This window comes from Enterococcus durans NBRC 100479 = LMG 10746 (genome assembly GCF_001544215.1).
GTDB classification, from domain to species: domain Bacteria; phylum Bacillota; class Bacilli; order Lactobacillales; family Enterococcaceae; genus Enterococcus_B; species Enterococcus_B durans.
The window spans coordinates 26,992-50,055 of the sequence record NZ_BCQB01000011.1 but is presented as its reverse complement, the minus strand read 5'-3'; the positions used below and the strand labels follow the sequence as shown (position 1 = coordinate 50,055).

At 37.5% G+C, this 23,064-nt stretch carries 37 protein-coding genes; 9 read left to right on the top strand and 28 right to left on the bottom strand.

Going from position 1 to position 23,064, the window contains the following annotated elements:
• From ED2_RS15970 to ED2_RS15615, 24 genes are all read right to left on the bottom strand, one after another.
• Positions 1-132, bottom strand: a complete 132-nt coding sequence (locus ED2_RS15970; RefSeq protein WP_002330140.1) for a hypothetical protein — start codon at positions 130-132, stop codon at positions 1-3.
• A 243-nt stretch (positions 133-375) separates the two neighbouring features.
• Positions 376-792: an ArpU family phage packaging/lysis transcriptional regulator gene (locus tag ED2_RS04895; protein WP_002318885.1), complete on the bottom strand. Its 417-nt coding sequence runs from the start codon at positions 790-792 to the stop codon at positions 376-378.
• A 75-nt stretch (positions 793-867) separates the two neighbouring features.
• Positions 868-1,164: a hypothetical protein gene (locus tag ED2_RS04890; RefSeq protein ID WP_016252650.1), complete on the bottom strand. Its 297-nt coding sequence runs from the start codon at positions 1,162-1,164 to the stop codon at positions 868-870.
• A complete protein-coding gene (locus tag ED2_RS04885; protein WP_016176567.1) occupies positions 1,161-1,376 on the bottom strand; it encodes a hypothetical protein in 216 nt (71 codons plus the stop codon). The genes ED2_RS04890 and ED2_RS04885 overlap by 4 nt, the downstream gene beginning before the upstream one ends.
• The gene (locus ED2_RS04880; protein ID WP_016176566.1) at positions 1,373-1,567 is read right to left on the bottom strand and encodes a hypothetical protein; all 195 of its coding nucleotides are present in this window, start codon (positions 1,565-1,567) and stop codon (positions 1,373-1,375) included. The genes ED2_RS04885 and ED2_RS04880 overlap by 4 nt, the downstream gene beginning before the upstream one ends.
• Entirely contained in the window at positions 1,564-1,710 is a 147-nt protein-coding gene (locus tag ED2_RS15625; protein ID WP_016176565.1) for a hypothetical protein, read from the bottom strand. The genes ED2_RS04880 and ED2_RS15625 overlap by 4 nt, the downstream gene beginning before the upstream one ends.
• A complete protein-coding gene (locus tag ED2_RS04875) occupies positions 1,710-2,111 on the bottom strand; it encodes a hypothetical protein (protein WP_016176564.1) in 402 nt (133 codons plus the stop codon). Before ED2_RS04875 ends, ED2_RS15625 begins: the two co-directional genes overlap by 1 nt.
• A 1-nt stretch (position 2,112) precedes the next feature.
• The gene (locus ED2_RS04870; protein ID WP_016252649.1) at positions 2,113-2,742 is read right to left on the bottom strand and encodes a DUF1642 domain-containing protein; all 630 of its coding nucleotides are present in this window, start codon (positions 2,740-2,742) and stop codon (positions 2,113-2,115) included.
• 67 nt (positions 2,743-2,809) lie between these two features.
• On the bottom strand, positions 2,810-2,998 hold the full coding sequence (locus tag ED2_RS04865) for a hypothetical protein (RefSeq protein ID WP_016252648.1): 189 nt from the start codon (positions 2,996-2,998) through the stop codon (positions 2,810-2,812).
• 1 nt (position 2,999) lies between these two features.
• On the bottom strand, positions 3,000-3,413 hold the full coding sequence (locus ED2_RS04860; protein ID WP_016176561.1) for a YopX family protein: 414 nt from the start codon (positions 3,411-3,413) through the stop codon (positions 3,000-3,002).
• Positions 3,410-3,691 (bottom strand): hypothetical protein, encoded by a 282-nt coding sequence (locus ED2_RS04855; RefSeq protein ID WP_016176560.1) that lies wholly within the window; start codon positions 3,689-3,691, stop codon positions 3,410-3,412. Before ED2_RS04855 ends, ED2_RS04860 begins: the two co-directional genes overlap by 4 nt.
• On the bottom strand, positions 3,691-3,864 hold the full coding sequence (locus ED2_RS15620; protein ID WP_016176559.1) for a DUF6877 family protein: 174 nt from the start codon (positions 3,862-3,864) through the stop codon (positions 3,691-3,693). The genes ED2_RS04855 and ED2_RS15620 overlap by 1 nt, the downstream gene beginning before the upstream one ends.
• Positions 3,857-4,318, bottom strand: a complete 462-nt coding sequence (locus ED2_RS04845) for a hypothetical protein (protein ID WP_016176558.1) — start codon at positions 4,316-4,318, stop codon at positions 3,857-3,859. The genes ED2_RS15620 and ED2_RS04845 overlap by 8 nt, the downstream gene beginning before the upstream one ends.
• Positions 4,318-4,608: a hypothetical protein gene (locus ED2_RS04840; RefSeq protein WP_002311437.1), complete on the bottom strand. Its 291-nt coding sequence runs from the start codon at positions 4,606-4,608 to the stop codon at positions 4,318-4,320. Before ED2_RS04840 ends, ED2_RS04845 begins: the two co-directional genes overlap by 1 nt.
• Positions 4,602-4,907 carry a hypothetical protein gene (locus ED2_RS04835; protein ID WP_016252647.1) on the bottom strand — a complete coding sequence of 102 codons (306 nt, stop codon included), beginning with the start codon at positions 4,905-4,907 and terminating at the stop codon, positions 4,602-4,604. The genes ED2_RS04840 and ED2_RS04835 overlap by 7 nt, the downstream gene beginning before the upstream one ends.
• Positions 4,908-4,909: 2 nt before the next feature.
• Entirely contained in the window at positions 4,910-5,071 is a 162-nt protein-coding gene (locus ED2_RS04830) for a hypothetical protein (protein WP_016176556.1), read from the bottom strand.
• Between the two features lie 14 nt (positions 5,072-5,085).
• Positions 5,086-5,451 (bottom strand): DUF1064 domain-containing protein, encoded by a 366-nt coding sequence (locus ED2_RS04825; protein ID WP_016176555.1) that lies wholly within the window; start codon positions 5,449-5,451, stop codon positions 5,086-5,088.
• A complete protein-coding gene (locus ED2_RS04820) occupies positions 5,448-6,353 on the bottom strand; it encodes a DnaD domain-containing protein (protein ID WP_016176554.1) in 906 nt (301 codons plus the stop codon). Before ED2_RS04820 ends, ED2_RS04825 begins: the two co-directional genes overlap by 4 nt.
• A gap of 48 nt (positions 6,354-6,401) precedes the next feature.
• Positions 6,402-7,340 (bottom strand): recombinase RecT, encoded by a 939-nt coding sequence (locus tag ED2_RS04815; RefSeq protein ID WP_016176553.1) that lies wholly within the window; start codon positions 7,338-7,340, stop codon positions 6,402-6,404.
• A gap of 1 nt (position 7,341) precedes the next feature.
• Complete coding sequence (locus ED2_RS04810) at positions 7,342-8,283, bottom strand: YqaJ viral recombinase family nuclease (RefSeq protein ID WP_016176552.1); 942 nt, start codon at positions 8,281-8,283, stop codon at positions 7,342-7,344.
• A 136-nt stretch (positions 8,284-8,419) separates the two neighbouring features.
• The gene (locus ED2_RS04805; protein WP_025481325.1) at positions 8,420-8,605 is read right to left on the bottom strand and encodes a hypothetical protein; all 186 of its coding nucleotides are present in this window, start codon (positions 8,603-8,605) and stop codon (positions 8,420-8,422) included.
• Positions 8,602-8,889 carry a DNA-binding protein gene (locus tag ED2_RS04800; protein WP_173284484.1) on the bottom strand — a complete coding sequence of 96 codons (288 nt, stop codon included), beginning with the start codon at positions 8,887-8,889 and terminating at the stop codon, positions 8,602-8,604. Before ED2_RS04800 ends, ED2_RS04805 begins: the two co-directional genes overlap by 4 nt.
• Complete coding sequence (locus tag ED2_RS04795) at positions 8,886-9,431, bottom strand: hypothetical protein (protein WP_002319161.1); 546 nt, start codon at positions 9,429-9,431, stop codon at positions 8,886-8,888. Before ED2_RS04795 ends, ED2_RS04800 begins: the two co-directional genes overlap by 4 nt.
• A gap of 63 nt (positions 9,432-9,494) precedes the next feature.
• Positions 9,495-9,647, bottom strand: a complete 153-nt coding sequence (locus ED2_RS15615) for a hypothetical protein (protein WP_002319160.1) — start codon at positions 9,645-9,647, stop codon at positions 9,495-9,497.
• A 61-nt stretch (positions 9,648-9,708) separates the two neighbouring features.
• Here ED2_RS15615 and ED2_RS04790 point away from each other — a divergent pair, with 61 nt between their 5' ends.
• On the top strand, positions 9,709-10,104 hold the full coding sequence (locus tag ED2_RS04790; RefSeq protein WP_002330127.1) for a hypothetical protein: 396 nt from the start codon (positions 9,709-9,711) through the stop codon (positions 10,102-10,104).
• A gap of 216 nt (positions 10,105-10,320) precedes the next feature.
• Here the strand turns inward: ED2_RS04790 and ED2_RS04785 are convergent, their stop codons facing one another.
• Positions 10,321-10,590, bottom strand: coding sequence for a hypothetical protein (locus ED2_RS04785; RefSeq protein ID WP_002301567.1), 270 nt, complete (start codon positions 10,588-10,590; stop codon positions 10,321-10,323).
• Positions 10,591-10,610: 20 nt separating this feature from the next.
• Positions 10,611-10,829 carry a helix-turn-helix transcriptional regulator gene (locus tag ED2_RS04780; protein ID WP_002337216.1) on the bottom strand — a complete coding sequence of 73 codons (219 nt, stop codon included), beginning with the start codon at positions 10,827-10,829 and terminating at the stop codon, positions 10,611-10,613.
• 155 nt (positions 10,830-10,984) lie between these two features.
• Here ED2_RS04780 and ED2_RS04775 point away from each other — a divergent pair, with 155 nt between their 5' ends.
• The 5 genes from ED2_RS04775 to ED2_RS04755 all read left to right on the top strand — a co-directional run bounded on the left by ED2_RS04775 (position 10,985) and on the right by ED2_RS04755 (position 15,110).
• Entirely contained in the window at positions 10,985-11,359 is a 375-nt protein-coding gene (locus ED2_RS04775) for a helix-turn-helix domain-containing protein (RefSeq protein ID WP_002324032.1), read from the top strand.
• Positions 11,360-11,364: 5 nt separating this feature from the next.
• Positions 11,365-11,793, top strand: a complete 429-nt coding sequence (locus tag ED2_RS04770) for an ImmA/IrrE family metallo-endopeptidase (RefSeq protein WP_016176549.1) — start codon at positions 11,365-11,367, stop codon at positions 11,791-11,793.
• Between the two features lie 60 nt (positions 11,794-11,853).
• Positions 11,854-12,777: a YPYG domain-containing protein gene (locus ED2_RS04765; protein ID WP_016176548.1), complete on the top strand. Its 924-nt coding sequence runs from the start codon at positions 11,854-11,856 to the stop codon at positions 12,775-12,777.
• Positions 12,778-12,887: 110 nt separating this feature from the next.
• Entirely contained in the window at positions 12,888-13,796 is a 909-nt protein-coding gene (locus ED2_RS04760) for a hypothetical protein (protein ID WP_016252646.1), read from the top strand.
• Between the two features lie 177 nt (positions 13,797-13,973).
• Positions 13,974-15,110, top strand: coding sequence for a site-specific integrase (locus ED2_RS04755; protein ID WP_002301560.1), 1,137 nt, complete (start codon positions 13,974-13,976; stop codon positions 15,108-15,110).
• A 92-nt stretch (positions 15,111-15,202) separates the two neighbouring features.
• Here the strand turns inward: ED2_RS04755 and lepA are convergent, their stop codons facing one another.
• Positions 15,203-17,038 (bottom strand): translation elongation factor 4, encoded by a 1,836-nt coding sequence (gene lepA / locus ED2_RS04750; RefSeq protein WP_016176546.1) that lies wholly within the window; start codon positions 17,036-17,038, stop codon positions 15,203-15,205.
• Between the two features lie 146 nt (positions 17,039-17,184).
• Here lepA and ED2_RS04745 point away from each other — a divergent pair, with 146 nt between their 5' ends.
• Genes ED2_RS04745 through ED2_RS04735 form a run of 3 tightly spaced genes read left to right on the top strand, consistent with a single transcriptional unit; the run spans position 17,185 to position 19,581 of the window.
• A complete protein-coding gene (locus tag ED2_RS04745; RefSeq protein WP_005879836.1) occupies positions 17,185-18,405 on the top strand; it encodes a GNAT family N-acetyltransferase in 1,221 nt (406 codons plus the stop codon).
• Between the two features lie 17 nt (positions 18,406-18,422).
• Positions 18,423-18,917, top strand: coding sequence for a nucleoside 2-deoxyribosyltransferase (locus ED2_RS04740; protein WP_016176545.1), 495 nt, complete (start codon positions 18,423-18,425; stop codon positions 18,915-18,917).
• Positions 18,910-19,581 (top strand): DUF2238 domain-containing protein, encoded by a 672-nt coding sequence (locus ED2_RS04735; protein ID WP_005879840.1) that lies wholly within the window; start codon positions 18,910-18,912, stop codon positions 19,579-19,581. The genes ED2_RS04740 and ED2_RS04735 overlap by 8 nt, the downstream gene beginning before the upstream one ends.
• 400 nt (positions 19,582-19,981) lie before the next feature.
• Here ED2_RS04735 and clpB read toward each other — a convergent pair whose 3' ends face one another.
• Positions 19,982-22,591 carry an ATP-dependent chaperone ClpB gene (gene clpB / locus ED2_RS04730; RefSeq protein WP_005879842.1) on the bottom strand — a complete coding sequence of 870 codons (2,610 nt, stop codon included), beginning with the start codon at positions 22,589-22,591 and terminating at the stop codon, positions 19,982-19,984.
• Positions 22,592-23,064: the final 473 nt, after the last annotated feature.

Genomic DNA, 23,064 nt, shown 5'->3' with positions numbered 1-23,064 from the left:
CTAGTTGTCTTTAGGGACAGCTAGCTCTTTTTTTGAAAAACAGTAAGATTTGTTAAATAGATTAATTTGTAACCATGATACAATTCTCAATTTTCCATTTTCATCTTGATATTTAGTAATATAATGATGCATACAATCCCCTCCTTAAATAATTTAATAGACAGCAGCATACGAAGAATTCAGAAGGAGTTGAGTTCACATCCTTTTCTTCATATTTGCTGCTATCTATCGAAGCTTAATTTAAAACGATGAGGGAGATTTCCTCCCTTACATTTTATTTTGTCGAAGTCCTGTTTCCTAATCTTTCGACACTATCATAATATCACGTTAAACCGCTTAAAAAGCCTACACTATCCCTACAAAAACCCTACAAAATCAACGATACTGAACTAACACGCCTTTTTTGTATGCTTCAGCAAATTCGATCAATGCGATGGATTTCAGCTTCTCTACATTCTTTTCACCGTATCCTCGTATCAATTGCCCTATTTCATAATTAGAGTGCTTATTTACGTCACAGAAGCTGTAGTAGAGTATCTGACGGCTAATCAGACTAAGTGCCATCAAAGCCGCTAAAATCGCATCTCTCTCTGCTTCTATATCCATCATCTGAATGATCGCGTCTTCTGCCTTATTGCCATGCTTCGGTGCCTTAGGCATATCCGTAATAATCGGCGACTTAATATCTATCAAAGAGCGACCTGCCATCCGCTCCAAACGCCGAAAGTTCTTCAGCACATCTCTCGCATTACATCTTGTCTGTTTGAAATCTACCTCTCGTAACAATTGCATCAAGTCAAACCGCTCCTTTATGTGATATAATAAACTTGTGGAATTTATTAGAACGGTCGGAGCGATCCGGCTTTTTTATTTGTCATTGATTAGTTCCATATCCACCAATCTCACCACTGCTAAATTCTCTTTGCTTTTCGCTAACCACTTGTCACATTCCATCGTGTTTTCAATGCGAATGATTGCTGAGTGATTATAGACGTGTTCTACATATCCACGAAATGGATAGATGAACTCTTCTGCTTCACATCGAACCATGTCACCGACTTTGAATTTTGGTTTCTCACGTGTTTTAGGATTCTTTGTCGGCATGTCTAGCATTAAACCGCCGATACCGTGGCTACTAGCGTAAAATCCGTCTTTTAGTTTCATTCTTTTTCCTCCATCGTTATCGCGATTTTTTTCAGACTCACTTCATGGTCTGTATACTCATGAATCAAATCGATTAAATATTTTACATACATGTAATTATCGCTCAGGTTTTTAATGACATTTCTACCGCCCAAACTTAGCGACCCATCAACATTCAACCCTCTCACATAACCATTTTCAGAATCAATTGCGTAGTATGTTTGTTCTTTCATTCCTCTTCCTCCAACACGATAACTAGCTCATCTGTATCTTCGCAACGTATTTCAAAAATATCTCTATGTGAAAAACGTCCAAAAACCTCTTCACGAGAATAATTAATGCACTCACCTTGATTAGCTGTACGAACCCAAAAAGCCGTTCCAGAACCAACCACATCTAGCAGCTCTTTTACTGTTATACTCATCGCTGTTCCTCCTCTACTTCTTCTACTTCGCAGTGCATATAAGCAAAAACAAATCTTCTATAAGCATCCTCTTCATTACTAGCTCCAATGATTACCCACTTGTCTACTCCCTTGTAGTTATATGAAAATTCAAATTTTTTCATCACTGTTCCTCCTGTTCTCCCCATTGAGCGAATGCTGCTAGGACTTGTCTTCGCTGTTCAAGTGACAATTCTTGATAGGCTTTTAAAACTTTATCAGGCGCTTGTCCTAAAAATAAACACGTGACATACGCAAAATAGTTTTTGGCAAATCGATTAGGTATGTCATTCAACGGATATTTCAACCACTCCAACACAATCTGCTGATTCTCGTTGAGTTGCGGTTGATGATACTCGTATACCTCAATATCATATTCACCCCAGTTTCGAGATTCGAAGAAATCTTCTGTTGGTTCTTGGTCGGTATCAATCAAATAATTAACCATTGATGCTTTGATCTCGTCTTTGTTATTTGAAATACATAATACTTTTCCTTCATTTGTCCCGATAACAATTTTCAACATGTTATTCCTCGCTTTCTGCTATTTCCACCTCTTCCACTGGCACAGCAAATGGCCAGTATCTTTCATCAATTTCTTTAATCTGTTTTTCGGTCAGTTGGTAGTGGTGTGCAAGGTATTGCAGCAGGTAAGCTGTTGATACTAGTTTAACTTCATTACTGCAACTGATCTCCTTGAAAAGGTAATCGCCAGCAATTATTACACTGTACAACGGCTCTTTCTCGACCTCGTAGCCGTCTTTCATGCGGACAAGGGTTTCGATTGGTTTGTTTTCGGATTGTTGAATCCAATCCAACATCCCTTGCTGAGCAGAACCATAAGAATCTACACACAATTCCCAAATGGCAAATTCTAAATCATCTTTATTATCCTCAAACCACTCCGCCACAAACTTCGGTACCACTGGCTTTTGCGTTTCGTCTAGTGTTACTTTTGGTTGTTCCTCTTTTAGTTTAAATTGATTGTTAAATGTTCTTATATAGCTTGAATACCGCTTGTCACCATCATCATCTTTAATTACTGGTTCGTTGTCACTATCCAAAAATACTGGATATTCTTTACCTACTGTCCACCATCGTTCATCTGATTTTGTGCAAACATAGGTTTGACCTTCTTTAAACTCTAATGTGTTCATTCTTTTTATCCTCCTTACTCAAATTCGACTTCTGTCTCGTATTTTTCAATCAATTCCTGTTTATTCATCACTGTTCCTCCAATCTAATTGCCGGTCCACAAGCAACCTCATTATTAAATCTATCAATATTCGTTTCCACACAATCAAGATGATCTTCTTTAACCTCTTGATTCATTTCGTAAGAATGACCTGACCAAGTGTTAAAGGAATCAAGCCAACCTTGTTCCTCGTTGTCAGTGGTAATGATGTATTTCATCTTATTCCTCCAATAACTCGCTATTCTCGTATATATTTCCGATGACTTCATACGTGTATTCTTCAAACAGCTCTGTGTTAAAAATTCGATACTCTAAATCTTCATCAACAGTGGCACACACTAATCCCGAATGTCCTATTGAATTTTTGACAATACAAACTTTATTATCTAAATAGTCGAATCCATTTTGTACGCTGACTAATACAATATCCCCCTCGAAAATCTCAACATCATTTTTATCTTTCAGCCCTGTGGATTGCATGAGGACTAAATTTCGTACATGATACGATTTCAATTCGGAAGGCGTCTTCCAATATTCGATACTGTTGACCTTGCCACCTTTAGTAAAATGTAAGACTGCTACTTCTCTCATAACGCTCTTTCGCTTATCCCACGCTCGAAATCTCGGTATCATTTGCTGTCCTCCTGATTAATATATTTCCTCAAACTACGTATCCCTTTACCACGTTTTTTTGTTTTGCGCTCAATCCACGTTCCTGTAGTTCCCCAGTAGTCAATAATTCCATTATGGGTATTAATTGCAAATTGATGATTGTTTGGATAATGAGTAAATTCAAATCCCAAGGTTTCAATATTTTTAGTTGCTGAATTGCCCATCTTTCTGACATGTTGTTTTCTACGTTCTTTTAGATGCGGTTTAATATCTTTCCAGTATTCACTCATATCACCCATTACTTTTCCTCCACTTTCAAATTTACTTTTCCAAACTTCACTAAGTTTTCTAAATATCTAAGTTGCTGAGCAACATATGCTTCTTCTTTGCAGCATTCCAAGCGATGATTGACATCGCTTAGAACGGGTAAAGGGAAATCATATTTGCTTAACAATTCATTGATTTTATCCATCGTTTTCACTAGTCACTACTTGGCTCATTGATTTTAATAGTTCTTGTTCCTCGTCAGTCAATCCTCCATTTTTAGGACGTAAGACCTCCTGAGCATAATAGTAGTTGCCTGCTTTATCATGTTCACCAGCAATTCCTGTTGCATATTTGTTATACAAAGGTGTCTTACAACTTGGACATTTTGTAAATACGTTGCCATATTTAGTTGTTGTTCTGCTTTCATGAGTACATACAGGGCATGTGATTTCTACTTGGATCCACTTCGGAATATCTTTTTCTACAGATTTTGTTTTTACTTCTTTGTTGGTATTGGATGTTTTGCTATCTTCTTTGATAAATAAAGCTTCAAAATTCCCAGTAGCCAATTGGTGTGCCGCAATTATTTCTTGTGTGTCTAATTCTCGCTCTGACTTAATTGTTACTGTGATTTCTTTTCCCTGAATGACTGTTCTCATTATTTCTCCTCCTCAATCTCACATGCCTGTTCAAACTGTCTAGTGATGTTTTCTAACGCTTTTTTGTACTCGATAATACTTTTTATCGTTCTTTCTTCACTTAACACGTAATCGCGTTGTATCGCCTTTAAACACGATGAGACCGTTTGAAAGTAGCCGATATCTGCTCGTGATTCTTCTTTTGCTTCGGTGTAGCGGATGTTTCCTTCTTCGTCTCTTCTTACCTTCGATAAGACAATGTTTCTAGAATCACTGGTAATTCGATAATCTTCGATTTTCATGTCTAGCATTTTTTCTCCTCCAAATATTTAAATTGACGACCTTTCGAATCAACGTTCTCGCGTTTAGCCCTATCCCAAATAATATTTTTGCTTAATCCAGTAATTTCAGATAACTGTTCAGCAGTACCTGTTACTAAAATTCGATCACCATGCCAGATTGCAATTTTTCTCGGCGTTTTCCGTTTAGGCTTTTCAGTCCACATTGGTTTACCAAGCTTTTGGACTTCTGCAACTATTTCTTTGTCTTCTTGCCAAGATTCTGACTTGGTTAATTCAGCAATTCGTTTCATTGCTGCTTTCTTATCCACGCTCATTCCTCCAATCTACGAATTTTCCTTCTTAAATTCTCAATGTGCAAATGAATTGCCTTCCTCGCCGTTTCATTGACCATCACTGCCTTTGTCCGCTCCAGATCGTCAATCTCACGTTGAATGCTTCGAATACGCATTTGAATCACTTCTTCTGTTGTCATGATGGATCACCTCGTTAAAACCGTTCTTCCTTGAACGTATTCCGATATTTCTTCGCTAAGATCAGCGGTACTCGATATTGACTGCAGAAGAGTTTCGCTTTGATTTTGAAATCTTTTGTCTGCATCCCTTTAACATCTACGACTTTGACAAGTTTGCCGTTTTTATAAAATGTGAAGTCGGGAATATACTCGATCTTGCGATACTTCTTGCCCTCTAGTTCAAACTTAGGCATCAGCTCAAACCTTTCCTGGAGCTTCACTTTCCAACCATTCGCCTGTGCTTGCCACAGTGCCAAGTCGTAGTACTCTGCTTCTGCTTTTGAATCGAACTTGATACCACGATAGAGAGTTTTCTTATTGCCATATTTTGTTGTGATCAATTGCTTGCGCCTTCCTTCTCATCACTTGTCCGAGAAAAATAGGCTTCGAATCTAGCGTCGATTTCCGCTTTTTTCTCAGGATCAATCTTTTGTTCTTTTTGAGGTTTATCAACCCAATCAGGCAATTTTTCTCGACGGACGTTTTTTTGATATTTCGGAGTGCAAGACTGTTTCTTCTTACGATTTTTATAGTCTTCTTGAGCTTTCAGAGCATCGTCCAATGTTTTGATATTTTGCTTATTCCACGATTCCAATATTGCCTCAACGTATTTTTTTAGACCGGGCATTTCAACGCTATTCTCAAATGCTAGTCTAAACGCAAACAGGATGATGTCTGATCCCCATTTTTTGATCATTGGGCCTAATGCACCTTGCAAAAGACCTGTTGGTGGTTTACCCCAACTGACCTGAATAAATTCGTACACGCCTAAGTCGTCTTCATCTTCTTTATTTGTATTGTCTTGTTTTGTATTGTTTATATAAGCTGAAGGATTTACTGTAGAATCTACTGAAGGATTTACTTCCCTATTTACTTTCGGATTTACTTTACTATTTACTGTAATATTTCCAGTAGTGGGATTTTCTACTGTATCAATTACTTTCTTTTTTGCTGTAAAATTTCCAGTTAAATCAGTAATAAGATAAATACCTGCTTTAGTGCGACCTCTCTTTTTATATTGAAGGAGTCCGTTTTGGATCAATTGATTACGATTGTTAATCAACGTTTTTTCAGACGTTTTAGTCATTGCTTGTAGCCTTGTATTGGCAATCGATAATTCGCTCTGCCATCCACTTTTGTTTGCTATAGCCATTAGCTTATACCAAAGCAGTTGGGGACCAGCGCCAAGCTCGTTATATTCAAGCCAATTGTCAAAAGCATTAAGCTGTCCGATGTAATCCAATTGTATTCCTCCTTTCGTTTTGATGTTAAGAGGGAGATAACTCCCTCGCTATTTATTTAATGGTGGATTCGATGCATCGAACAGCGATTCTTGTGCTTCATCTGTCTGAACTGATTCTGCATATTCTTCAAATGCTGTTGAGCCATTGTCAGTATTTATTTCCACTTTTTCTGCTTCTTTTCTTTCAGGGATATCCTCTTCGACTTCTGTTTCAGAAATGATGCTCCCATCTTCTTGGACTTTTTGTACTTTTTCGTCTGAGGTGGTGGCTTCTTGCATTTCAACGGATAAAATTCCCCATTTAGAAAGGAGATTTCTAAGAACGGTTTTTCGAGCCATCGCATTGTAATCTGATGCCCACACACCGCTTAATTTGGTTTTGTCACGATCTTTGCTGTTCGCAATACGATGTGCTTCTATTTCTTGCTTGGTCCAATAGACAGTTTTCTTAAACCCGTTTAGCAGTTCAAAGTAACCCACGTACCCAATAACTTCATCTGACTTCCGTCCGTTTGGATCGAAATCAAACTCTTCAGTAAGACGATTCCAGCTTTTTAATTCGCCTTCATATACTTCAATGACATTCAATGCTTTATATTTACCTGACCGTTGAGCCAACTGGATGTACCCTTTGTAGCCGAGTAAAAACTGAGCTTTCTTTTCCCATTTTCCTGTTTGCTTGTTTTTGCTATTAAAAGGAACTAGATAGGCATATCCAAGATTCTTGTCTAACCCAAGATTCAATGTCGCAGCAGTCAGTGCGCCGCTCATGATGGACATTGGTTCGCTGTCAGCAAGATAGCTATCATTTGATACCAGTGTCATCACATTCGACATAAAAGCATTAGCGTTATCGTGAAGCACCTCTTCAAACTTCTTTCTCATTGTTGGTGTATTCATCAAAGCTTTAAGTCCTAATTGACCTGGTGCAACTTGTTTCTGTGGCTTTGCTGCCAATTGATTTTTTAACGATTCATTTGTTGCCATATTATTTGATCTCCTTTTCGGTTAGCCTTCTTGATTCAGTAACGTTATAAATCTCTTCATCATTTGCGATATCTGGATATTTCTCTGCTAGTTTCTTCGAGTTCATACGTCTCGTACGGACAAGTTTCCAACTGATGATGTTTTTTTGAGTGATCCCGATACTAGCTTCACGTTTACCTAATTCACTGATGAACTCGTTGTCCACCTGTCGAATAGCTGATTCAATTTCTTTCTTAGTCCGTTTGAGTTCGTTTTTCTGTTCAACTAGTTCATCAAAACGAATTGGCAACGCCGTTTGAACGTCTTCAACATCTGCATACTTTTCTTTCAAGAAATCAGCTGTCGCTTGACTACCGTCAATAACTGGCTCGATGCCTCCAAGAACATTCGTTTCCCAAAACTCTACTAATTGTTCAGTAATTGTATCGATCAACTCTTGATCTCGTTCAATCCGCTTCCAGATAAATTTTTGACCACCGATTAAGACAGCGATGTAACAATAGTCTTTGTTTAGAACGTTCATGTAATGTTGAACTTGGCAGAGATAACTGAGTGGTACTTCTTCACCTTCCCACTCTTTGCCGAGAAATTGATTGGCTGTTTTGCATTCCAGAATGGCATTTTCTCCCACTACATCACGATCAATATTCGCTCTTAGAAACGGATGCAATGGATGTTCAAAGACTTGGTTTCTTCTGCGAACCCTTTTACCTGTACGTTCTTGAAACTCTTTAGCAACTACTTCTTCTAAGATATTGCCCCAATAAGCTGGCTCACTTGCTATTTCTTCAAGTACGACTTGCCCTGTTTTTTCAAGCCATAATTGATAAGGTGATTTCCATTTGTTCAATCCTAAAATCGTTCCAACATCAGAACCACCAATACCTTTTTGACGATCCTCAAGCCATTCTTGATGGCTCATTTCTAAAGTAGACTTACTCATCGTCTTCCTCCTCTTCGTGTGGTGTGCCCCATTCTGGAGTAGTTAAATACTGATCTAATGCTTGTCCAAAATCGTTCATTGTTTTAGCCTTCCTTTCATGCTAAAATACAGATAAGATATTTTGTTATGTTGCCGATTAGCGATGGCCGTCGCTAGTCGGTCTTTTTTGTGGATGTTCTTTCATTGATTCGCGGACTAGATACGTTACCACTAATGTTCCAAATGAAATTGCAGCGAAACGCCAGTTCCAAGCTGAAAGAACGCTACCTATCAGCATCAGTAGCAGTCCTGCTCTGACGTTCATCCTAAAATTTGATTTCATACTTTTTTCCCCTTTCTAAAATTTGAAATTTCACTAGCCAAATCTTGGTTCATATAATTGTTTAAAAAACGGTTAACTTCAGCTTTGGGTATCCGTATCTCTCCAATCTTTAAGCAACCCAAGTACCCCATATCGATCAAAGCTTTTACGTTTTGTGGATTTGTTGTTATGGCCAATGCTGCTTCTGTAACTGAGTATGTTAATTTTTCAATGTTTCTTTTATTGTTGCGCTTCAAGACAACTTTTTTTGGAAAAATATTTTCCAATGTTTCCATTTCCATCATCCTTTCATATATCCTTGTACCACCCAGTACGATAGCCGTTCCTCACTAAGCTTGCGAATATCGATTCCAAGTATTTCGCATAATGCACTTATTAGTGTTACTTCCACCATGATTTCATCTAAAAATTCATAAGCATATGCAATGATTTGTTGACGATCATCAACAGTTAAGTAATTTACTTGTTTAAGAAGAATTTTTTCTACTTCTTGCTTCTTCTGTTTCCGCTCATCTGATTCAATCATTTGCAACTTGTCTAATGAAGATGGATCTCTTCTATAAACATCACCATCTATTGATTTAAATAAACCAAAGAACTCATGAATCACTTGAAGAGTGAAATCTGAATCTCTAAAATGATCCGTTAACGCCTGAGCATTTTCCAACGTCACGGGCTTCGTATTAAGCAATGTTGTCCAATCGCTTAATGACTGTTGAGAGACGTTGATTTGTCTTGCTATTTCCTTTTTGGTCTCACCACTCTTATTAATTACTTCGACTAACGATTCTCGAATAACACTTGATTTTTTTAACAGTTTAAACACCTCATATTCTTATTCGCCCGTATATCAATACGAGCAATTTTTTTATACTATTAATTTAAAGAATCAAACGAAAGCTGCTTCGTCTAATTCACGTTCAAGCTCTTTTTGGACTTCTTCAACTAGACGATCGAGTTGATCATCATTTGCACATTTGATGATATGGATCATTCGAGGTCTTGCATCTAAAACGATGCTTATTTTTTCTTGGCGTGTCATAAAAGGATTCCTCCTCGTTATTTTTATTTGGTATAATCATCTCGAAAGCGAGGTGATAATTATGAAATTTAATCTATCAATTACAATTTCCGTAATTGTTGCTTTAGTGGCCCTTATTTCACCGATTTTAACTACACTACTTAACAATCGGTATTTACTGAAAGTAAAAAAGTTAGAAGTTCAGCAGAAAAAATATGAACAATACTCCAGCCATGTTCGAACTCTATTCGAAGACTTTCTCAAATATTACGGGGAATATATGGGCAATACACTTAGTACTAAATCTGAAATGGCATTAAAATCTTCCTTTTATAAATGTTTACCTTATGTTCCAGAAAAAGCTTACGATCATTTTACGGAATTCTATGAATTAGTCGTTAGTGGCGACATCAGCAAGACTAGCTTGTACATGAAAGAAACACTTTTGTACGATATTAGACGGATAATAGATAACTAGTAATTATTAATAAAACTAACAATGCGTAGAAAGGGTACCAACTATTGCTAGGTTCTAATTTACGCATTGTCTGAATACAAAATATTCCAAATATCCATATTGCTATTATTAAAAATTTCATTTAGAAACCTCCTTTAAAATATCCCGACAATATTTTAGAAACAGAAATTTATTATAGTGAGCTTGTTCCAATTGTAATTAATAAATAATTTCTGGTTATTCTCCTTTTGAATTTTTGAAGTATTTACTCAAAGGGAGAATTTCTGGTCCTACCAAAACATCTTTTATATCAACTTCATCTATAAAACATTCGATTTTTAGTTTTGGCTTGCCTGATGCTGGCATAAATAGTTCAATATTTGTTACTCCACGTCCTAATGTCCAATCATTTAATTTAATTTCATAATTTGGTGAAATTGTTGGGTTTTCAACTTTAGGTTGTATTGAGAGTTTTAGCAGATTTTTTATTTTTTCTTGTCGTGTCATTAGAATCATCTCCTCATCATTCAGTTTAGTTCCGTTTTAGTTAACTCTGTCTCTAAAAAAATATCGTCTGGTTCTTTATTAAACACCATAGCGATTTTGACTGCATTTTCATAGGAAAGTTTTCTTTTTCCTTTCTCGATCATCCAGTAAAATTCTTTAGTTAGACCAGCTTTATCAGCTACATCTTGAAAAGTTTTGCCGTTTTCCTTTCTAATTTTTTCTAGATTTTTTAGCACCATTTAAGTTCCTCCTTTTGTTAACTTCAAGTTAACTATATTTTAATTAACTATCTGTTAATTGTCAATAAAAAATTACACAATTAGTTAACTTTTTTTGTATTCCTTGTGTTAACCGTTTGTTAACGATAAAATCATAATAGAAACGAGGTGTTAACATGGACTTTGGAACCAGATTAAAAGAATTAAGAAAAAGTAAGAAATTAACCCAACAACAATTAGGTGATATTATCCATGTATCTAAAGTTTCAATTTCTGGTTATGAACGTGGGGAACGAAGCCCCGACAGAGAAACCCTAACAGCACTTGCTGATTATTTTAATGTCACAACTGATTATTTATTAGGTCGAAATCAAACTCCGGATTGGGCAGATAAAGATGATTTGATTGAACTCGATAAAATACTTGATTCAAACGTAGATATGGCTTATGGCGGTGAAACTTTAACAGATGAAGAGAGACAGCGTGTTAAAGATATTTTAACTGGTTTGTTCTGGGAATTTAGAAAAGAAGATAAAAACAAAGAGAAGTGATTTTTATGGAGAGAGACGTAATAAATCTAGCTGGTAAATTAAAGCAGAAATATAATTCTGCTAATCCTTTTATCATTTGTGAACAAATGGGCATTCAAATTAAGTACGTGCCATTTATGAATAACCCGAAAGGACAATTTCAAGAGTTATTAGGGAGATCCGTCATTCTCTTAAGCCACGAATTGAAAGAATCAGAAGAGCGTTTTTATATTTGCGCCCATGAGCTTGGTCATGCCATTTTCCACAAAGGATTATCAAGTTATCACGTCTCTACAAGAAATTCTAGAAGCAAATCAGAAAGCGAAGCGAATTGCTTTGCTGCTAATCTCATTGTTTCTCTTTATAAAGAAGACAACGATCGATACCCTAGAAAAGTTGAGGAATTAACAAATTTGTACGGGCTTCCTGAAAGCGTGTATAGATTTTTAATTTAATTGGCGGCAACTACTTCCTGCCCTAAGTGGGAGTAAATATTTTTTGTTGTTGGAGGAATTATGATAAGTTTTGTTGGGCTCTTATTTATTTTAGGATGTGTGGGTATTTGGTATTTCATTAAAAAATACAAGAATAAAAAATATAGAAATTACTCAATTATTTTAGTAGTTATCTGTATGATAATAATAGGAATAAGCGTTGAAATGCAGCATAACGCTCAAGAGAAACAAGATGAATTAGCTATAAAAGTCTCTGAAGAAAATGACTATGGGGATAATGAAGCACAATTTAACACAAATTCAGCAGGGACAGCAGTGATCAAAGGAACAACCTTACCGGATGCAAAAGTAACACTTACACCAGATGCAGAGGCAAAAGAAACTGGCTTTAAAAATCAAAAAACTACAGCTGATAAAAAAGGAACTTTTAAGTTCAGCGTAGATCTCACAAAAGAACAAGGATTAGAAGCTTTCACATTAGAAGCGGATTCCAAAGGATTAAATAAAGAAAGTTTAGATGTTTCAGTTTTCAATGATTCAAAGGCCTATAATGATGCACAAGCTGCGATAGAAAAACAAGAAGCTGAAAAAAAAGCTAAGGAAGATGCTAAGAAAAAAGCTGAGAAAGAAGCCGCAGATGCTGCCAAAGCTGAAGCTGAGAAAAAAGAAGCCGAAGCTAAAGCTGCTGAGGATGCTAAGAAAAAAGATATAACAGTATTAAGTAATGATCCTACTATTGAACAAAGAACTATACTGAACGATCTAGCACAGCAACAGTTCGAACAACAATATCCTTACAAAGGTAGCAAAATACATTCAATAATGGGGGTAATTCAAGATTGGACTCAAAAAGATGGCGGTTGGTATTATAAAGCTGAAGCCACTATAGCAAATGCTTTTAATGCTGAAAGAGATACCACTGTTGAAATTACAATAACTCCTGTAAGTTCTAATAGTGGGAACGTAACAATTATCGATTATTAAAAGATCAGCCTTCGGGCTTTTCTTTTTATTAATGGCGACTATCACTACCTGCCTTCAAGTGGGAGTAAATACTTGATTTACCCAGTGATATATTCAACAAGGAGGAATAAATGAGTACGTTTTTAATTTTAGTTGGGTTCTTTGGTTTTCTATTTGGAGTATGTTTTTTAGTATATTCTTTTTTCTCCAAGAAGAAACGTTCAAAGAAAAAGATTAGTATTGGAATTCTAGTAGCTTTTATAGTTATGGTAATCGGAGGGGCTCTTGCTCCACCAACAACTGGACAAGCAGATGTACACAAAGACGCTAAATCTTCATCTTCTAGTGTATCTGTCTCTTCTGAAAGCCGAGAAAAAGATGAAAAAAAGGCTAAAGAATTAGCTAAAAAGAAAAAGGCCGAAGAACAAAAAGCTAAAGAAGAGGCTGAAAAAAAGCACCAAGAAGAACAAAAAGCTAAAGAAGCTGAGAAAAAACGCCAAGAAGAACAAAAAGCTAAAGAAGCTGAGAAAAAACGCCAAGAAGAACAAAAAGCTAAAGAAGCTGAGAAAAAACGCCAAGAAGAAATTAATCAAAAAACTTCAACAGCTAAAACCATTCTGGAACAAGCTGAAGCTAATCCAACTAGAGATAACTACAATGCAGCATTATCAGCTATTCAATCTATACCTGGTGGAAACCAAGAATTATTAAATCGCTTAGTCAATGTTGATTCAACTATAAAATCTAATGAGGCAGCTGAAGCAGAACGACAAAAGCAACAAGCTGCTGAAGCTCAGCGTCAGGCTCAAGAACAGCAAGCTGCTGAAGCTCAACGTCAAGCTGAACAACAAAATAATTCATACACTGTTGATGGCCAGTGGTCTATCGCTGCAAATGGTATGGTTTTCGCTCGTTCAGATAGTGGAAAGTACTATTCTCGTGTTACAAATCCAAATAATTATCAATACATGACTCAAATAGATGCTGATAATGCTGGGTATAGTCGTGCCCCTCGAGGGAATCAATACGCTCGTCCCTAATTAGTTGCATTGTAATAGTTTAAGATCAGCCTTCGGGCTTTTCTTTTTAAACGCAAAAGAACATAAGTTCGTATACTTCTATTGAAAATACGGATTTTACATCTATTCCCTCTCTATATGTACCAAAAGAATTTAACTATCGTACTAATGACATAGCAATATGAAAGGACTGATTTTATGCGTGGCGGTGTGAGAAAACGTGGAAAACGTTGGTATTATTATTTTGAAGACATCAATGATGATGGCTCAAGAAAAAAAGTGGAGAAAGTTGGCGGAGACACCCGACCAGAGGCCGAAGCTGCTTTACGAAAAGTTTTATCAGATATTGACGAAACAGGACAATACTTTTTAGGTACGGATACTCGAGTAAAACAATACCTTGATTTTTGGATGGAGGAATACGTTAAACTAAATCTAAAATACAATACCTATGAAAACTACCGATTTACCATCAAAAATCATATAAACGGTTATTTAGGAAAGAAAAAACTTACGGATCTCTCCCCTGCTCTTTTACAAAATTTCATCAATGCTGAATTTAAAAAGGGTTACTCGAAGAAAACAATGACTATTACTCACTCTGTCCTTAAGAATGCGCTGAATATGGCGGTTTATCCTTGGGGGTTAATCAAGCAAAATCCTATGCTGTATGTAAAGATACCAAAATACGAAGAACGACCAACGACTAAAAAAGATCTAAAAATCATTTCTCTTGAGGACTTTGATCATATGCTAGAAATTACTCCTGAAGGCCATCCTTTCTATATTCCTTTGAATATTGGATTTTATACGGGAATGCGCGTTGGCGAAGTTTGTGGTCTGACGTGGGATAATGTCGATTTTTCAAATGGAACAATTACTGTAGAGAAACAAATGGTAAAGAATGATGGCGAATGGGTATATGGTACACCAAAGACAAGCAGTTCCAATCGAACGATTTTTATTGGACAAACCTTGCTAGCAATTCTGAAAAAACATAAGAAACAACAATTAGAAAATCGAATGAAGTATGGAAAGCTCTACATTGATTCAAATGCAGTATGTACGAAGGAAGACGGTGAGCTAGTTACGCCAAGTGTGGTGAAATGGAACACAAGAAGGATATCGAATGCACTCTCCCTCTCTTTTAACTTCCATTCTCTCAGACATACTCATGCTACACTTCTTCTCGAAAATGGCGCAAAAATGAAAGAAATCTCTGAACGATTGGGCCACAGCAGAATTTCAATTACGATGGATACTTACTCGCATGTGACAGATAAGATGAGAAATGAAACGGTCGATATCATGGAGAATCTGAGAAAGAATTCGTAAGTTTTGCCACCGAAAAAAACCACCGGTGGCAAACCGGTGGCAAATCCATGTAAACATGGGTTATTTTTTACACTGTTTTCAAACAAACCTTGCTACTTCTTACTTTCTTCCTCATCCATTTTCAGAACGGCCATGAAGGCTTCTTGTGGGACTTCTACTGAGCCGATTTGTTTCATGCGTTTCTTACCTTCTTTTTGTTTTTCAAGAAGTTTTCGTTTACGCGAAACATCTCCGCCATAACATTTTGCCAAAACGTTCTTACGCAACGCTTTGATGTCTGAACGGGCGACGATTTTTTGACCGATAGCGGCTTGTATCGGTACTTCGAATTGTTGTCGTGGAATCAGTTTTTTCAATTTTTCAACGATTGCTTTTCCTCGTTCATAGGCAAAGTCACGATGGACGATGAAGCTTAATGCATCGACTGTTTCGCCGTTCAATAAAATATCCATTTTCACTAGCTTGCTCTTTTGATAGCCTGACATGTCATAATCAAGTGAGGCGTAGCCCTTCGTACTTGATTTTAGTTTATCAAAGAAGTCAAAAACGATTTCAGAAAGTGGAATATTATAAACGACATTTACACGGTAATCATCTAAGTAATCCATGGTGATAAAATCTCCACGTTTTCTTTGTGAAAGTTCCATTACAGCTCCGACATACTCATTCGGTACCATGATTTGTGCCTTGACGAAAGGTTCTTCAACATCTTGGATGGTTACTGGTTCAGGAAAATCTGCTGGGTTGTCTACGACTGTCATAGAGCCGTCTGTTTTATTGACATGGTAGATTACGGATGGTGCAGTCGTGATCAGTTCTAAATTGAATTCACGTTCTAACCGTTCTTGAACGACATCCATGTGTAGCAATCCCAAGAATCCACAACGGAAACCGAAACCTAATGCTTGAGAAGTTTCTGGTTCGAATTGGAGCGCAGCGTCATTTAATTGCAACTTATCCAGTGCGTCACGCAGATCATTGTAACGGGAAGTATCGATAGGATATAGTCCACAATAAACCATTGGATTCATTTTTCGATAACCTGGCAGTGCTTCTTTTGCTGGATTGTTAGCTAGAGTAACAGTATCCCCTACTCGTGTGTCTTGGACTGTTTTGATACTTGCAGTGATATAACCGACATCACCGACCATCAAAAAGTCTCTTGCAACAGCTTTAGGTGAAAAAACACCTACTTCCGTTACATCAAATGTTTTGCCGTTGCTCATCAACTGGATCTTATCTCCTGGTTTTACCACGCCATCTGTGATGCGGACATTTAATACGACCCCGCGATAGCTATCGTAGACTGAATCAAAGATCAGTGCTTTCAATGGTGCTTCTAAATCTCCAGATGGTGCAGGAACATATTCGACGATTTGTTCTAGGATCTCTTCAATACCGATCCCTGCTTTGGCACTGGCTAAAACTGCTTCGCTTGCATCGAGTCCAATGACATCTTCGATTTCTTGACGTACTCTTTCAGGGTCTGCTGCAGGTAGATCGATCTTATTGATGACTGGTAAGATCTCCAGATCATTATCTAAAGCCAAGTAAACATTTGCTAGTGTTTGTGCTTCGATTCCTTGGGCAGCATCAACGACTAAAACAGCTCCTTCACACGCAGCTAAACTTCGTGATACTTCATAGGTAAAATCGACATGTCCTGGGGTGTCGATAAGATGAAAAATATATAATTCTCCATTTTTAGCTGTATAGTTTAGTTCTACAGCATTTAATTTAATCGTGATCCCACGTTCACGCTCTAGATCCATTGAGTCTAATAGCTGATCTTGCATTTCACGAGACGTCACAGTGTTCGTCTTTTCCAAAATACGATCGGCCAATGTAGATTTCCCATGGTCGATATGAGCGATGATCGAGAAATTCCGAATTTGCTCTTGGCGTTGTTTCATTTTTTTTATATCCATAGCGTCTCCTCTTTTCTTATAATCAGCACTTTCCATTATATCAATGAAAAGAATGAATTTAAAGACTTTTTACCTAGTCGGCTTTAGAAGTTTTTTTGCTGAAATTTTGCTATACTAGTAACAAGTAAATAATTGGAGATGAAAGAATGGATCAAAGAGATTTCAGAGAAAATCTTGAATTAAAACCTGTTACAGAAGAACATGTGGATCAGTTTAATGAATTGCTCTCTTATGTCTTCCAAGTAACTGAAGCGGATATTGAAGAGAGCGGATTTGAAAGCAAGCGTGCCTTTATCCGCTCAAAACGACCAATTTTGGAGTTATCTGAAGTATTTGGTTGGTTTCACGAAGAAAAACTGATTTCACAGATTGCCATCTATCCCTGTGAAGTGAATATCCATGGTACGCCTTATAAAATGGGAGGTGTCACTGGTGTGGGAACTTATCCCGAATACGCAAATCATGGGTTGATGCAAGACTTGATCATCGTAGCATTAGATAATATGCGTAAAAACAAGCAATGGATTTCCTATCTTTACCCTTATAGTATTCCTTACTACCGTCGTAAGGGCTGGGAGATCATGTCTGATAAACTGTCTTTTAAGATACGTGATACCCAGTTGCCAAAGCAAGTGCCGGTGAGTGGTATGGTGGAACGATTGCCTGTTGATCATCCGGATGTCTATAAAGTTTATCAAAAATTTGCTGGTCAAAATCATGGGGCATTGTTCCGAAGTGATTTCCACTGGGAAGAATACTGGCGTTTTGAGAATGAAGATGAACGGACGGCTGCTGTTTATTACAATTCTGCTCAAGAACCGATTGGTGTTCTTTTTTATTGGGTAGCGGAAGAAATTTTCCATGTGAAGGAAATGTTCTATTTGAATCAAGAGGCGCGCAATGGTCTATGGAATTTCATTTCTGCCCACTTTTCTATGATCTACTGGGTTCATGGCGATATCTATAAAAATGAACCATTAGCCTTTTTGATTGAAGATAGCCAGATCAAAGAACAGATCGAACCTTATTTTATGGCAAGAATCGTTGATGTGAAAGAATTCCTTGCACGTTTTCCTTTTGCCGCTTCTGCCAAACCTTTCCATTTTATCGTGGAAGATCCGGTAGCTCCTTGGAACAATGGTATCTTTGGCTTGGTTTGGGATGAGAATGAACAGTTAAAAATAGTCAACGAACCTGTTGGCCAACCTGTTCGTCTTTCTGTTCAAACATTGACTTGTTTGATGATGAATTATCGCAGAGCTTCTTATTTGGCCAGGATCGAACGGATCGAAACAGATAAAGAAACATTAAAGACACTGGAATTGATTATTCCGAATATGGAAGCTTACTTCAGTGATTATTTCTAAATAAAGGATGATAAAAAATGAATATATATTTTGCTGCCCCACTATTTGCTAAAAGTGATTTACTCTATAACGCCATGCTTGTAAAGAAGATCCGAGCTGTCTCAGAGGATCTGACTGTTTATTTGCCTCAAGAAAATGAAGCAATCAATGATAAAACAGCTTATGCAGATAGCAAAATGATTGCTTTAGCTGATACGGAAAAAGTTTTAGAAAGTGACTTGATGATTGCTTTACTTGATGGATTGACGATTGACGCTGGCGTTGCTTCAGAAATTGGTGTGGCTTACGCAAAAGGTATCCCGGTCATCGGTCTGTATACCGACAGCCGTCAACAAGGTGGTTCACACCCTAAGAAACTTGAGGCGTTGCAACAAGTCGCGGAAAATCAATTCCATTACCTTAATCTCTATACAGTTGGCCTGATCAAATTAAACGGATCGATCGTTTCTGATGAAACAGAACTGCTAGAAGCGTTGAAGGTCTATTTAAAAGGAGTACAATTGAATGAGTAAAACAGTAAAAAAGGTGCAGATTGCCCTTGTTGTTTTCGGTCTTTTTGTAGTTTGCTACAACATTTTTGAATTTATCACCAATAAATATTCGACGACTCAAGGGATTACATTTATTATTGAATCTTTAGCAGGAATCGTATTGATTTTTCTCCCTCAGATCATGAAGAAATTATTTCATTTGCATATTCCAGATGCTATCGTGCTATTTTATTGGTTTTTCTTGTTTATCTCGGTCTTTTTAGGAACTGGGATGCATTTGATCAGTATCATTTCTTTTTGGGATAAAATCTTACATGCGGTGAGTCCGATGGTGCTGACAGCATTGGGCTATGGATTGATCGGGTTGCTTCTAAAAAAAGCGCCTATCGCTAAAACAAGTCCTTGGTTGTTCTTGCTTTTCGGTTTTGCCTTTGCTGGTCTATGTGGTGTCTTTTGGGAATTCTGGGAATTTCTCTGCGATCAATTCTTAGGAATGAATCTGCAACGATTCGCGGCTTCTGATGGTACACTATTCGTTGGTCGGGCTGCATTGATGGACACGATGGGGGACTTACTGACGAACACAGTTGGTGCCTTGCTCATGGGGATTTTTGCTTGGGTACAAGGAAAAAATGATCCGGCTTATTTTGAAAGCTACCGTTTAGAGATCATAAAAAGCAAATAGCTGAATGCACTTTACAGTTATATGACATCTTAAGAAATTAAGTCGAGATTCGCGAAAACTTTTTTTAGTTTTTGAGAATTTCGACTTATTTTTTTCAAAAAGATCAACTTTTCGATGGCAGTTCGATTTAATAGGTGTGATAAAAATACCACTTGCTTCCCTCTCCCCTTTTTCTCTTCATTAGCTGTAGGTTAGTTTGATGGGGATCTTGTAAAATGAAACAATTAAACAATTAACTGAAGCTAATTTGCTTTGTCTTTCTTCTGGATAAAAAATAGCTTCCTGTTGCCTATCCAATACGCGCGGAACAAAAGTAAGGAATACTTCTGTCCCGCCTCATTTTGGAATGTGCTTCAGGAAGCTATTTTCAACTATCTATTTTATTGGTCAATGTTTCGTATCATACTTCTTCAACTAATTCTTCTGCTTTGAAATGAAGTTTTTCATCAAGTAAAGTGATCGTTACTTTTGATTTTGGTGTGATACGACCTGACACGATTTCTTTTGCCAAAGGTGTTTCCACTTCTTTCGTGATGAAGCGTTTCAATGGACGTGCACCATAAGCTGGTTCATACGCATTTTCAGCGATCCATGTTTTGGCTTCGTCGCTGATCGTCAAGAAGATTTCTTGATGTTCTAGTCGTTTGGCTAATTGTGCCACCATCTTATCTACGATGCCTTTTACATTGTCTAAACTTAACGGTGTGAAGAGGATTGTATCATCGATTCGATTCAAGAATTCGGGTTTGAAATTGCCACGAAGGATCGTTCGCACTTGTTCTTCGACTTCTTCTGGAATCGTACCTTCCGCTGTTACGCCTTCTAGTAATAATTGTGAACCAATATTACTTGTCATGATCAATACGGTATTTTTGAAATCTACGACACGTCCTTTAGAGTCAGTCAAACGTCCGTCATCCAACACTTGCAATAAAATGTTGAAGACATCAGGATGTGCTTTTTCGATTTCATCGAGTAAAACGATGGTATAAGGATTTCTTCTTACCGCTTCCGTTAGCTGACCGCCTTCTTCATAACCAACATAGCCTGGAGGAGCTCCTACTAAACGAGAGACGGCATGTTTCTCCATATACTCACTCATGTCGATCCGTACCATATGCTCTTCAGAATCAAATAAGTTTTCGGCTAATGCTTTGGCTAGTTCCGTTTTACCGACACCAGTTGGCCCTAAGAACAAGAATGAACCTAACGGACGGTTTGGATCTTGTAACCCAGCACGAGAGCGGATCACTGCATCACTGACTGCATCTACTGCTTCATCTTGTCCGATTACTCGTTTATGCAAGGTTTCGTTCAACTTCATTAGTTTTTCTCTTTCACCTTCAACTAATTTCGTCACAGGAATCCCTGTCAAGCGACCGACTACTTGAGCAATCTCATTTTCAGTCACTGATTCTTGCACCATTTTGATGTCACTATCTTTAGCTTTTGCTTCTAACTCTTTTAATTCTTTTTCTAATTGTGGGATCGTTCCATGACGCAAAACAGCGGCACGTTCAAGATCATAATTGTTTTCTGCATCTTCTAGTTCATGTTTTGCTTTATCGATTTCTGCACGTTTAGAAGAAACTGTATTGACTTCTTCTTTTTCTGTTTCCCACTGCATTTTCATTGCATTCGCTTCTTCGCGCAAGTCCGCTAATTCTTCTTGCAAGTTCTTCAATCGCTTCTTGCTGGCATCATCTGATTCTTTCTTTAATGCAGCTTCTTCGATTTCCAATTGCATCAATCGGCGTGTGACTTGGTCCAACTCTGTTGGCATAGAATTCATTTCTACACGAATGGTTGCACTGGCTTCATCGATCAAATCGATTGCCTTATCTGGCAAGAATCGATCTGTGATATAGCGATCAGAAAGTGTAGCAGCAGCAACTAGTGCATTGTCATGGATATTGACTCCATGATGGATCTCAAAGCGTTCTTTTAAGCCACGTAAAATACTTATCGTATCTTCTACTGTTGGTTCCTTGACTAGTACTTTTTGGAAACGACGTTCCAAGGCTTTGTCTTTTTCCATATATTGTCGATATTCATCCAACGTGGTTGCTCCGATCAAATGAAGCTCACCACGTGCTAGCATTGGTTTTAGCAAATTACCAGCATCCATGCTTCCTTCGGTCTTGCCTGCGCCGACAATGTTATGGATTTCATCGATAAATAGAATGATTCGACCATCGCTTTTCGTTACTTCTTTAAGGACAGCTTTTAGTCGTTCTTCAAATTCACCACGGAATTTTGCTCCCGCAATCAATGCGCCCATATCTAAAGAAAAAATCGTTTTGTCTTTTAGATTTTCTGGTACATCTTTGCGCACGATTCGTTGTGCTAATCCTTCAACGATCGCTGTTTTACCTACCCCTGGTTCCCCAATCAACACAGGGTTGTTTTTTGTTTTTCGTGAAAGGATGCGGATCACATCACGAATTTCTTCATCACGGCCAATAATTGGGTCCATTTTACCTGAACGTACTTGTTGGACCAGATCCACTCCGTATTTTTCTAACGCTTTGTATTGTTCTTCTTGATTTTTTGAGGTCACTTTTTCTCCACCTCTCATTTCTTCAATATTGTTTCTAAGTTCTTTTTCCGATAGTCCGTTTTTCGTTAAGTACACAGTCAACGGATAATTTTTCAATTTCATCAACGCCAAAATAACCACTTCAGTTGAAAGGTATTCGTCACCGAAACTTTCTCTGATTTGGTCAGCTTCATTTAACAAATGGAATAAATTTTGGCTGAGATTTTGACCATATTGGACATTTCCTCCTGATACGGTCGGGTATTCGTCAAGCACACGGTCAACTTCTCTTTCAAAGCCCTCGACGTCTAAGCCGGCATCTGTGTATAGATTACGACCAAAATGATTTGGTTGTAAAAAAATCTTCCACAAATGGGCAATGTCGATTTCTTGGTGCTTCCGAGTGACAGCAATTTGCTGTGCTTCGGCAATCGCTTCTTGTAGCGTAGTTGTCATTTTTTCAATATTCATCTTCTTACCTCCTAAATAAAGAGTATGAATTGTTTTTCATCAATTCTTTACGATTATTATTATACTCGTTTGGTCAATATTGGTCAAAGAATAACGTTACTTTTCTACCTTTTATCTTACACTTCTTTACCTATTTTTAAAAAAGAAATAGGCTGAAACAAAAAGTGATCTTCTGCTTCCGCCTGTTACTATGTTTAGAGAATGCGGACAAATCTAAACGTCAGTTTTGTTACACACTCTCGAATAAAGGGCGTCCAAAAGTCAGTTTTTTCGGAAATGTCAAAAAAAGTGAGCGTGGGACAAAACTAAAAATCAGTTTTGCCACAGACTCTAACTCCGAATAAACGGTGGGAGCAGAAGTAGCTCCTTCGGAAATAAGCCGAAATTCACAAAAATTTGAAAAGCAATTTTCGTTAATTTCTTCTTATTTCTCGGAGTTAAACACTTCTGTCCCAACCTCCTCTCTTATTTGA